The organism is Aquimarina rubra (genome assembly GCF_042684305.1).
In the GTDB taxonomy this organism is placed as follows: domain Bacteria; phylum Bacteroidota; class Bacteroidia; order Flavobacteriales; family Flavobacteriaceae; genus Aquimarina; species Aquimarina rubra.
Genome location: NZ_JBHULE010000007.1, coordinates 1 through 10,633 on the forward strand (window position 1 = coordinate 1; position 10,633 = coordinate 10,633).

At 31.8% G+C, this 10,633-nt stretch carries 14 protein-coding genes; all 14 read right to left on the reverse strand.

Features of this window, described 5'->3' with window-relative positions:
- Positions 1–296: 296 nt before the first annotated feature.
- Positions 297–806 carry a hypothetical protein gene (locus ACFSR1_RS04165; protein ID WP_378289938.1) on the reverse strand — a complete coding sequence of 170 codons (510 nt, stop codon included), beginning with the start codon at positions 804–806 and terminating at the stop codon, positions 297–299.
- Positions 807–831: 25 nt separating this feature from the next.
- Positions 832–1,134, reverse strand: a complete 303-nt coding sequence (locus ACFSR1_RS04170) for a hypothetical protein (protein ID WP_378289940.1) — start codon at positions 1,132–1,134, stop codon at positions 832–834.
- Between the two features lie 740 nt (positions 1,135–1,874).
- Complete coding sequence (locus ACFSR1_RS04175; protein ID WP_378289942.1) at positions 1,875–2,432, reverse strand: hypothetical protein; 558 nt, start codon at positions 2,430–2,432, stop codon at positions 1,875–1,877.
- A gap of 192 nt (positions 2,433–2,624) precedes the next feature.
- Complete coding sequence (locus tag ACFSR1_RS04180) at positions 2,625–3,056, reverse strand: hypothetical protein (protein WP_378289944.1); 432 nt, start codon at positions 3,054–3,056, stop codon at positions 2,625–2,627.
- A gap of 207 nt (positions 3,057–3,263) precedes the next feature.
- Complete coding sequence (locus ACFSR1_RS04185; RefSeq protein WP_378289946.1) at positions 3,264–3,797, reverse strand: hypothetical protein; 534 nt, start codon at positions 3,795–3,797, stop codon at positions 3,264–3,266.
- Between the two features lie 723 nt (positions 3,798–4,520).
- Positions 4,521–5,033, reverse strand: coding sequence for a hypothetical protein (locus ACFSR1_RS04190; protein ID WP_378289948.1), 513 nt, complete (start codon positions 5,031–5,033; stop codon positions 4,521–4,523).
- Positions 5,034–5,209: 176 nt separating this feature from the next.
- Positions 5,210–5,557, reverse strand: coding sequence for a hypothetical protein (locus tag ACFSR1_RS04195; protein WP_378289950.1), 348 nt, complete (start codon positions 5,555–5,557; stop codon positions 5,210–5,212).
- A 22-nt stretch (positions 5,558–5,579) separates the two neighbouring features.
- On the reverse strand, positions 5,580–5,900 hold the full coding sequence (locus tag ACFSR1_RS04200) for a hypothetical protein (RefSeq protein ID WP_378289952.1): 321 nt from the start codon (positions 5,898–5,900) through the stop codon (positions 5,580–5,582).
- Between the two features lie 68 nt (positions 5,901–5,968).
- Entirely contained in the window at positions 5,969–6,568 is a 600-nt protein-coding gene (locus tag ACFSR1_RS04205) for a hypothetical protein (protein WP_378289954.1), read from the reverse strand.
- A 72-nt stretch (positions 6,569–6,640) separates the two neighbouring features.
- The gene (locus ACFSR1_RS04210; protein ID WP_378289955.1) at positions 6,641–7,225 is read right to left on the reverse strand and encodes a hypothetical protein; all 585 of its coding nucleotides are present in this window, start codon (positions 7,223–7,225) and stop codon (positions 6,641–6,643) included.
- 177 nt (positions 7,226–7,402) lie between these two features.
- Positions 7,403–8,365 (reverse strand): hypothetical protein, encoded by a 963-nt coding sequence (locus tag ACFSR1_RS04215; protein WP_378289957.1) that lies wholly within the window; start codon positions 8,363–8,365, stop codon positions 7,403–7,405.
- A 194-nt stretch (positions 8,366–8,559) separates the two neighbouring features.
- Positions 8,560–8,862: a hypothetical protein gene (locus ACFSR1_RS04220; protein ID WP_378289959.1), complete on the reverse strand. Its 303-nt coding sequence runs from the start codon at positions 8,860–8,862 to the stop codon at positions 8,560–8,562.
- Positions 8,862–9,281 (reverse strand): hypothetical protein, encoded by a 420-nt coding sequence (locus ACFSR1_RS04225; RefSeq protein ID WP_378289961.1) that lies wholly within the window; start codon positions 9,279–9,281, stop codon positions 8,862–8,864. The genes ACFSR1_RS04220 and ACFSR1_RS04225 overlap by 1 nt, the downstream gene beginning before the upstream one ends.
- A gap of 739 nt (positions 9,282–10,020) precedes the next feature.
- A complete protein-coding gene (locus ACFSR1_RS04230) occupies positions 10,021–10,488 on the reverse strand; it encodes a hypothetical protein (protein WP_378289963.1) in 468 nt (155 codons plus the stop codon).
- Positions 10,489–10,633: the final 145 nt, after the last annotated feature.

The following is a 10,633-nucleotide window of genomic DNA, read 5'->3' on the forward strand; positions in this document are numbered from 1 at the left end:
TTGATTTTCCTGATAATTTCATTTTGAAATGTTTTTTTTAGATTTCTCTAATTTTTGATTTTCCTTTATCCGTTTTCAGAGGAATTTATTGAAATTTCTGTTGCGGTTTGGAAATTGCTTACAACGTTTAATATATGTGTCGTAGCAGAGCAAAATGTTACCTTGCTTTTCGATCTTTCTGCGCAGTGATTGCTAACTTTCCTTTCTGCAAGCATTGCGCCTAACCAAAAATACAATAACTATTCGATTGACTACTTAGCTGCTATGATCACATATATAGTGTTACCACACGTTACTTATTTTTTAATATAAACATATGTTTTTCCACTTGGGATATGAGATAAACTAAATTTTTTCTGATCATAATTCAGTATTAAATAGTCTAAAGTGTCAGTTTTGTTTGTTAATCTAAGAAGCTCAATAGGTTGAGACATTGTTCTTATCTCTTTCAAATAACTTCTTGTAATTTCGAAATCATAAATATCCGCTGAGTCTGTTTTAGTTCCGATAATAGACATAATCCACTTTTGATTACTTATTTCAATTCCAGAAAGGGTATCTTCTTCGTTAAACCAGATACCATTTTCAAAATTTGCAAGTTTTATTAAGTTAGTGTTTTTAATTTCTCTTTCCTTGTCGGAAACACTTATTTTGGTATCAGTTGGATTATCAGCTTCGATTTCTTTACTCTCTTTATTCCAGAGTTTTAAGGTTAAAATAGTAATTAAAAAACTCAAAAGGGTAATCACAAATCCAGCTACAATTATTCTTTTTCCAATTTTAGATTCAAAAGTTTTAAGTTTCAAATCTAAGTCTAGTATTTGGTCAGTTTTAGATTCCCGTTCTTTTTTTTTTGAGTCGCTCAGTTTCTAAATCGAATTCAATTTGTGTAAAACCACCTTTAGATAAAAACTCATCAATTAATCCACTATACTTTACCGGCATTAATCCAGAGTTATACTTTTTACTAGATACCCACATTAGATCATCTTGGTGGAGAATAATTTGGTCTAATAAATGTTTAACCTGATCCTGATTCAAGTTAGGAAATACTTCTTTCTGAATTTCTCTTTGAGTAAACGATTTGCTTTTATTTTCACGTAAGAATTTTAAAATTTCATCTCTTTTATCCATATTTTTTGGATGTGTGGTAACGTTTAATATATGTGTCGTAGCAGCGCAAAATGTTACCCTAATTTTCGATATTTCTGCGCATTGGTTGCTAACTTTTCCATTTTGCAAGCATTGCGCCATTGCAAAAATACACAGACTTTTCGAATCATCACTTAACTGCTATGAACACATATATAGTGTTATGGCACGTACCACTTTTACAAGCCTGAACTTAGTAAACAAGCCGCAGTAAAATGATATCAGATTGCGCCTGCCTGCCTCTGGCAGGAATTGCTCCGTATTATTTTTCTTAATCTCCAGCGATCACTTTGCTGCCTTTGGATTGATCACTTACCAAACTAAAAAATCACAAATCCTTTTTCCGTCAAAATTATCGTGATGAGCCAAAGAAAAGCGATTTTTCAGCACGTTATTACTCCGAAACTCTCCGTTTTCGTGGTTTTTTTATCGCTTTTTTACTTTGGATCGGATACAAACCACAGCAAAAATTCTCTGTTCTTACGAGCGAGGTTCGTCCGCAGACGGGTTCAGATTGCGTTTTGCTTTTCAGATAACAAGTATGTGCCCTAACGTTTTATATATGTGTCGTAGCAGGGCAAAATGTTACCCTACTTTCGACAAAAACTGCGCATTGGTTGCTAACTTTTCCTTTCTGCAAGCATTGCGCCTTACCAAATATACAAGAATCATTCGATTGACCACTTAGCTGATATGATCACATATATCGTGTTAGCAAAAGTTTATTTCAAATCTATTGGCGGTGCAAATGGAGGTGGAGGAACGAAACCGTATTTATCATATACTTTCGCAGTCTCATCAATATACACCTTATGAATAGATAAGAACCATTTATGAATAGAATCTTTCTGATCCAAGATTCGTGCTCCTTCAAATACGACCTTACCATCTTTTATACCTGCAAAACAATACAAAACGAAATAATATGTTCCTCGTTCAACCTTCTCTTTATCCTTCCTTGGGTGTGAAGTGAATGCTGCAAAATTCAAAAATAGCCAACGATCACTTTTTGATTCCGTAAAAAATGAAAATAAGTGATTTCTCGAGTCTAGAGTGTTAAATTCTAATTCTAGATTTTCTAGAGATTGCTTTATTAATTCAGAGTTCTTTTCGTTAAGATTTAGCTCTCGCGCCAAAAAATCATAATCTTTACTATGTTTAAAATTGTAAGTAATGTCTTTCGCCTTTTTCAAGATCATATCAAATTCCGATTGATTTAGAGCTTGAGAGTAACTATTAAAAAAGGATAAGATTATCCAAACAATTATTACTTTTTTCATTCACTATCATTTTTGCTAACGTTTAATATATGTGTCGTAGCAGGGCAAATTGTTACCCTGCTTTTCGATTTTTCTGCGCATTGGTTGCTAACTTCTACCTTCGGCAAGCATTGCGCCTTGCCAAAAATACAATAACCATTCGATTTGTCACTTTGCTGCTATGATCACATATATCGTGTTGTGTGTAGTTTTTTATTTTACTTCACCACTAAATCCATACCAAGTAAGAGTTTCTTTTTCTAATTTTGAAAATTCACGAAATAATTGTCCTAATTTATTCAGTTCAGAAGGTGTACATTGAATATTAAATTCCGATAATGAATTTCTATTATTATTCACTCTAATTCCAATAACACAATCATTTGAGTGATTTAATAGTGAAAATTCACATTTAAAATAAAATGCAAAATTGTCTTTAGATTTTTCAGAGCCTAATTCCCAAACAAAATGTTTTGTTCCGTTAAAGGAAAAACCTTCTAGAGCTTCAGCTATTCTTTTTAATTGGTCAGCATTATCATAAATCTCAAGTTGTCCTTTGCTTTCTCCATTTGATGCCTCAAAAATTAAATTGATATGATATGGCTCTTCATAAGGTTGGCGAACTATATGTATTATTTTTTCCAATTAAAGTCAGTTCAGTTTTTAATTACACACAACGTTTAATATATGTGTCGTAGCAGGGCAAAATGTTACCTTGTTTTTCGATTTTTCTGCGCATTGGTTGCTAACTTTATCTTTTTGCAAGTATTGCGCCTTCATAAATATACAACAACCTTTCGATTGATCACTTTGCTGCTATGATCACATATATAGTGTTAGCAAACGTACTTTTTAGAAACTGAATTCTATTACTACAATCCGTTTGTGGAAATAGTCATTAAAATCGGGGTTAGAATATAAAATTCCGTTAACCATCAATTCATTTTGCATAATTCCAGCAGCTTCTCTTTTCGTCCAATATTTTTTAATTAGAGAGTCAGAATCTTTTATTTTATGAAGTGCTCTCATATATTTTCCAACTCTATTAACTTGTAATCCGTGGACAGAATCTTTTGTATATATATCATTCCATAATCCACTTTTCTTGAATTCAGTATTTGTTTTGTCAGATTGGAATTTGAATTTATTCCAGTCAGTCGTAGAGCTCGAAATAATATCCGTCAAATATTTTCGATAAGCCTTTTCGGTAGTCAAATCAGGATAGGTTTTGCTTAAGTTTTTTTCAAAGTCAGATACAAGTAAATTCAGAGATTTAGTTTTTCTTTCTCCTAGCACTTTCTCAAATTCATTGATTCTGTTGTCAGCTTGTTTTTGAGAACAACTAAAAGCTAAAATTAGAATGAAAATTAGTGAGAATTTCTGCATATCGGTTTATATGTTTGCTAACGTTTAATATATGTGTCGTAGCAGGGCAAAATGTTACCTTGCTTTTCGATATTTCTGCGCATTGGTTGCTAACTTTTACTTTCTGCAAGCACTGCGCCTTACCAAAAATACAATAACCTTTCGATTCTTCATCTAGCTGCTATGAACACATATATAGTGTTATGGCACGTACCACTTTTACAAGCCTGAACTTATTAAATATGCCGCAGTAAAGTGATATCAGATTACGGACTGCTCCGTATTATATTATTATTCTCTAGCGATCACTTTGCTGCCTTTAGATTTATCAATTATCAAACTAAAAAATCACAAACCCTTTTTTCGTCAAAATTATCGTAATGAGCCAAAAAAAGCGATTTTTCAGTACGTTACTACTCCGAAATACTCCTTTTGAGTGATTTTTTATCGCTTTTTTACTTTGGATCGGATATAAACCACTGCAAAAACTCTCAGTTCAAACGATCGAGGTTCGTCCGCAGACAGGTTCAGATTGCGTTTTGCTTTTCAGATTCTGAGTATGTGCCCTAACGGTTAATATATGTGTCGTAGCAGGGCAAAATGTTACCTTGTTTTTCGATTTTTCTGCGCATTGGTTGCTAACTTTTACCTTCTGCAAGCATTGCGCCTTACCAAAAATAGAACAACCTTTCGATTTATGACTTAGCTGCTATGACCACATATACGTTGTTGTGTGGTCGTTTTTTATTCCGAAATGTCTATTATTTCCAAATTTTGTTCAACAATTTGCTTCTCAGTTCTTCTTTCATTTTCTCCAACATTAATCACTTTAGCAAGCTTTTCAATCAGCCCATTTTCATTTTCTTGCGATATTATCAAATGGATTTTCTTTTCGCCTTTTTTTCGGTTCTCAATTTCATTTAAATAAATCCTTAATAATTCAATCCGCCATCTTTCTTCCATCCGTCCAAATTCCTCCATAATAATGAGCGAATTATTTTCAGTAATCCAATCCCAATGAAAATCTAAAATTTGATTTCCATTAAAGCTTTTTGCATCATACCAAGTTTCATATAGCTTTTCCGTTTTTATAAAATCATAATACTCATCAAATAATTTCATATTTGAAGGAAAGCGAAACACCTCAAAATTCACACCTACAATTAAGTCATTAATGAACTTCCGTCTTTCAATTTTAGATTTTCCAATAATCAAAAGGTGTTTTTTATTCAATATGTTTTTAGCTTTCTCAATCATTTTTCAAATGACACACAACGTTTAATATATGTGTCGTAGCAAGGCAAAATGTTACCTTGCTTTTCGATTTTTCTGCGCATTGGTTGCTAACTTTTACTTTTGCAAGCATTGCGCCATACCAAAAATACAACAACCATTCGATTTGTCACTTTGCCGCTATGATCACGTATATGGTGTTAGCATACGTTTCTTTTCCAATGTAATATAAGAATTCCGTTAAGTATTAAATTTATTATGATTGCAATTTTAAATTCTGGAAATTCAAATAAAATCAAACTTAATATGATAGAAGGAAACATAAGACCTACAATTTTCTCCCAATTTCTATTAAATTCAGGAATAGCAAAATAGAATCCATAAACTAAAGCACAGATTAGTGTCCATACACCAAAAATTATAAAACCCATTTGAGCTTCTCCGTGAACATTTCCAATTCTACTCAACATTATAACAATCGGTATTAGGTTTATAGTAAGAGCAATTCCATAATAATTCCGAATGTATTTTTTTTGTTTTTTTAGCATTAAGTTTTGCTTTCAGTCAGTTTTATAATTCCAAGTTTTTCAATTGTTCCAGCTTTTCATTTTTGGTTATTCGCTTACCGAAGAATTGCTCAATTTTTCCGTTAAGCCATTTTTCTCGATAGTTTTCCCAGCTTTTATAATAAGGAGGTTCTCCATTGTCATCAAATCCATATTCAAATCCACAGGAACAAATATCATAGGAAGGATGACCATTTTCGTCATAAGGTCTCCATTCTTTGTCATCCGATTTTATTCCGCAAACTGGACAGAAACAATATCCGTCAGAACTTATATTTAGCTCAACTTTTTCTCCATTCCAAGTATTTATGATTTCTTTTCTCAAATGTTTGCTAACGGTAAATATAACAAACGTTGTTGTTCCGAAGGACAACTATGTCTTGTTATATAGTGTTATAAGCTATTTTTTTTCCAGTTTTTGATTATTAATAAAGTTGAATCTAAACTTATTATTCGTGGTATTGGAAACTCAGGCAAGCCTTCAAACAGGATTTCGTTAGCCGCGGTTCCGCATAAATATAGATTGTTTTCTTCCGCGTACTTATACAAGCTATCTAATTTAATTTGGTTCTGATTTCTTTTTTTTTCACTAGCGATTGAATCTATAAGAAACGTGAAATAACTTTCACTTTTATAATCATATCTTAAACTAATTAGAGTTTTTAAATTTTCATTTATTTTTTTTGAATACTCAACTGTTTCAGAATCTTTAGCTCCTGTTTCGGGGTCTATTAATATTGTTTTCTTGATAGATAAGTTATTGCTAAGTTCCAGATTAAATTCGTTGCATTTCCAATATTTAGAATGCTTTGAAGCGTCCTCAAACTCAATTTCAGTCCAAATACTATCAATTTCATCTTCTATCCAATAAGTTGGACTCCCTTTAATCCAATTAGCATCTACAGGTGCGATTTCTTGTATTATTTTGCTTTGCTCATTTTTACAGGAAAATGTAACTGGAAGAAGAATCAAAATAAAAATTATTTTTCTCATTAAAATATTTTATTCTTGCTTATAACGTTAAATATAACAAACGTTGCTGACCTAAAGGGCAGCTATGTTTTGTTATATAATGTTAGGTACTTTTATTTTTAAAGGTTCAATATTTTCATATAGTTCTTTTTTACGCTGAAATTCTAACCGATCAAATATTATTGCAGATTTTCCTTTCCGAATTTCCGAATCAACAATTTTCTCAACATAATCAATTTCTGCAGCCCCAATACCATAGTAATCAAAGATTAGTGAATCAAATTTTTCAAAATTACATTTAATTGCTAAGGCTTTTCTTTTTCCAAGAAGTAGATCGTTAACTTTTCCGTTGACATCCAATTCAAGATACTCTGAGATATTTTGAGCTTTTTTAAGATCAATTTTTAAGTCGTTCATAATAAAACCTCCAACTGAAATAGGTTTTAGTAACTTCCAAAGTCCCGTTCCTGAATGTTCTTTTGTCCAGATTAATTCAGAATTCTGGTTTTGAAATTCATCAGATAAGAGTAAGGAAAATTTATGACCTAATTCATTATTGTCAGAATCGAAATTTGGTATATAAATTTTTATTATTTGTCCAGATACTAACTTGAATTCAGGAATAGATATTCCATTTAATTCAAATTTCTTATTTGTGAAAACAGTATTGTTCATCATTGTACCTAACGTCTCGGCTATGGTTAGTACGGGAATTAAAAGTAGTGAACTTTCGATTAAGCACTTAGTCAAAACTTTTTATTTTGTTTTATCTTTTTCTTTATAAAGCCAAATCAAAAAGATTTGGCGGACTTAGTTTAAAGGCTCTAAACTTTGGGTTAAACACTAAAACCTGTATTAATTATAGCCATTGTTAGCAATAGTTCTTATTACTTCTTCTTTTGTTAAAAACGATTTAATTTTCTGGTTGTTTTTCCAGTTTTCGTATATCATTTTGTGTGTTTCATAGGCTTGTATTCTTAATTCAGATAATACTTCACCATTCTTTTCGGCAAGTTTAATTTCATCCATAATTTTCTTAGAACTTAAAGCGCTTTTATCTCCATAAATGTAGAGTTCCCTTTTTTGACTAAACTCTTCAAGTACCTCGTTTAAACAATATGCGATACTTCCATTTCTTAAATCAAAAATAACTGGTTTGTCATTTGGGAGATTTTGTAAAAGAGTCAAAAATTCTTGATTATCTTCTCTACAGCCTGAAATCGAACCCCAAATACGATATTCGATAGGTTCTTCATTAACTTTCCTTATAGGCAAGCCATAAGAAAAATAGTCTTGAATATTTTCGATTCCAGAAACACCGTTATAGTCTTTTATTGATTTATATGCTAGATCAAAAAAAGGATCTAATAATTTATACTCCATTTGAGATTTTTCATTTCTGCGAGTGATATTACTTGTTAAAGAAATCGTATCATTCTTTATATCTATTTCGCTTATCCTAAATCCTATTCCATCTAGTATAGGTTCCCGATGTTGTATTGTAGAATCTAATTGACTTGTATTTAATTCGTTTAAGAATTTATTTAAAATTTGATTATCAATCGGAAATGATTTTTGATAATGGATAACTAATGTGTCTTTTCTGTGTTCTCTATATGAAGTTGAATCTATCCATTCTTTGACATAGTAACTATCTTGATATGTGTATTGTTCAATAGTTTTATCTTCAATATTAATTGTGAATTTGGTCGGATTAAGAAATGAAGGTGCGAAGAGAACCTGAACTTCTTTTAAATTAGGGGTATTATTACAGGAAATTAAGCTTCCTATCAAAAGGAGTAGAATTAGTTTTTTCAAATGTTTTTCTTAATTATTGCTAACGTTTAATATATGTGTCGTAGCAGGGCAAAATGTTACCCTATTTTTCGATTTTTCTGTGCATTGGTTGCTAACTTTTTCATTCTGCAAGCATTGCGCCTTACCAAATATACACAGACCATTGATTGATCACTTAGCTGCTATGATCATATATATAGTGTTGTGAGTAGTTTTTATTCTTTTTTTAAATAATTATTTAGGCATTTCGGACAAATAGGGGACAGTTTATCAAACATCATTTCATATTTTTCAAATTCCGATTCCACGTCAATTTTTAATTCTTTAATTCCTATTTTGTTTACCAAAGTAGGATCCACAATATAGTGTCCGTTAAAAAGCCCTTTTTTGTCCAATACTTCGATATTCAGAATTTCAGAATCCATAGATTCCTTCATTTTATTAACCTTCTCAGCGTGATATTCGGAAATTAAACCAGCGATATTTTCTCCGTGTATTTTGCATATTACATATCCCATTAATACTCAAAATCTAAGGCATGTTTTTTCCAATCTACCATTTTAAATTTTTCAATAATTTCGTCACCCAATGGAAAACAATATTCCTTTTGAAACCAAATTAATAATAACGAAGATGCATGCATTTTTTCATCCCTTGCAGGTTGATGATGCCATAACTCCGCGACACATACGATTGGTGGTAGACTCATTGGAGTTCCAAATCGATATGGTTTATCGACTTCAATAGGTGTTTGTTTCGGTTCAATCAAGTAATATTCATCCATATAACACATTTCCTGTGCTCTTTTAATTACTCTTTCAATAGCACGCTTATTGGATTTGTCGGTAGGAAGTCCCTCAAGAAGACCATTGTACGTCCCCCATTGATGTAACTCTTTTATTTTTACTTCAATCCCATCTCTCAATACTAATTCCATAGTTTTAGATTACTCACAACGTTTAATATATGTGTCGTAGCAGGGCAAAATGTTACCTTGCTTTTCGATATTTCTGCGCATTGGTTGCTAACTTTTTCCTTTTGCAAGCATTGCGCTATTGCAAAAATACACAGACTTTTCGAATCATCACTTAACTGCTATGAACACATATATAGTGTTATGGCACGTACCACTTTTACAAGCCTGAACTTAGTAAACAAGCCGCAGTAAAGTGATATCAGATTGCGCCTGCCTGCCTCTGGCAGGAATTGCTCCGTATTATTTTTCTTAATCTCCAGCGATCACTTTGCTGCCTTTGGATTTATCACTTACCAAACCAAAAAATCACAAATCCTTTTTCCGTCAAAATTATCGTAATCAGCCAAAAAAAAGCGATTTTTCAGCACGTTACTGCTCCGAAATACTCCTTTTGAGTGATTTTTTCATTGCTTTTTTACTTTTGATCCGATACAAACCACTGCAAAAACTCTCAGGTCAAACGATCGAGGTTCGTCCGCAGACAGGTTCAGATTGCGTTTTGCTTTTCAGATAACAAGTATGTGCCCTAACGTTTAATATATGTGTCGTAGCAGGGCAAAATGTTACCCTGATTTTCGATATTTCTGCGCATTGGTTGCTAACTTTTACTTTTTGCAAGCATTGCGCCTTACCAAATATACAAGAACCTTTCGATTCATCACTTAACTGCTATGAACACATATATAATGTTACCCATTGTTTATTTATTCAAAATTGCTTCTTTCAAGTCCTTAAATTTCGACCAGTTAATAGATGGATAATCTCTTATAAAAAAAGTTGAGTCTCTAGAAACTATAGTGTTAAACATTCCGCTGTTGTCAATACGTTGAGGAAGGGATAATTTAGAATTTACAAGTTGTAAAATACACTCTTCAGCTAACTTTAAGTTCTCAGTAGAGAGTTTTATATTATTGTTTTCCTTTGTTTCAATCTGTTCAGAGCAATTGGTAATTATTTTTTTGTAGTCAGCGAATATTTCTCCATTATATTTTTTGCTGTATATTTTTATTATTTCCTTATCACCACCAAATTCTCCACATTTTTCATCTTGGCGAACTAATTGTATTTCCTGTGGGATATTTAAACTCGCTAATGGTTTTAATTCCTGTGCAAAGGAGGGACTTCCGGAATAAATAGTTAGAATAATGCCGATTAAAATTTTATTCATTCAATTTTTTAATAATGGGTAACGGTTTGTGTATGAAACGTAGCGTGCAAAAAGACACTAACTTTTCGGATAAACATAGAGCCGAATTTTTTATTTTGTTTTTATTTTTTCTATTTTAAAAGCCAAATTAAAAATTTGGTGGTCT

Bases quoted from the DNA above. Each gene is read 5' to 3' on its own strand.
- ACFSR1_RS04175 (WP_378289942.1), bottom strand. From the start codon at position 2,432: ATGAAAAAAGTAATAATTGTTTGGATAATCTTATCCTTTTTTAATAGT.
- ACFSR1_RS04225 (WP_378289961.1), bottom strand. From the start codon at position 9,281: ATGGAATTAGTATTGAGAGATGGGATTGAAGTAAAAATAAAAGAGTTA.
- ACFSR1_RS04220 (WP_378289959.1), bottom strand. From the start codon at position 8,862: ATGGGATATGTAATATGCAAAATACACGGAGAAAATATCGCTGGTTTA.
- ACFSR1_RS04190 (WP_378289948.1), bottom strand. From the start codon at position 5,033: ATGATTGAGAAAGCTAAAAACATATTGAATAAAAAACACCTTTTGATT.
- ACFSR1_RS04185 (WP_378289946.1), bottom strand. From the start codon at position 3,797: ATGCAGAAATTCTCACTAATTTTCATTCTAATTTTAGCTTTTAGTTGT.
- ACFSR1_RS04170 (WP_378289940.1), bottom strand. From the start codon at position 1,134: ATGGATAAAAGAGATGAAATTTTAAAATTCTTACGTGAAAATAAAAGC.
- ACFSR1_RS04230 (WP_378289963.1), bottom strand. From the start codon at position 10,488: ATGAATAAAATTTTAATCGGCATTATTCTAACTATTTATTCCGGAAGT.
- ACFSR1_RS04210 (WP_378289955.1), bottom strand. From the start codon at position 7,225: ATGATGAACAATACTGTTTTCACAAATAAGAAATTTGAATTAAATGGA.
- ACFSR1_RS04205 (WP_378289954.1), bottom strand. From the start codon at position 6,568: ATGAGAAAAATAATTTTTATTTTGATTCTTCTTCCAGTTACATTTTCC.
- ACFSR1_RS04195 (WP_378289950.1), bottom strand. From the start codon at position 5,557: ATGCTAAAAAAACAAAAAAAATACATTCGGAATTATTATGGAATTGCT.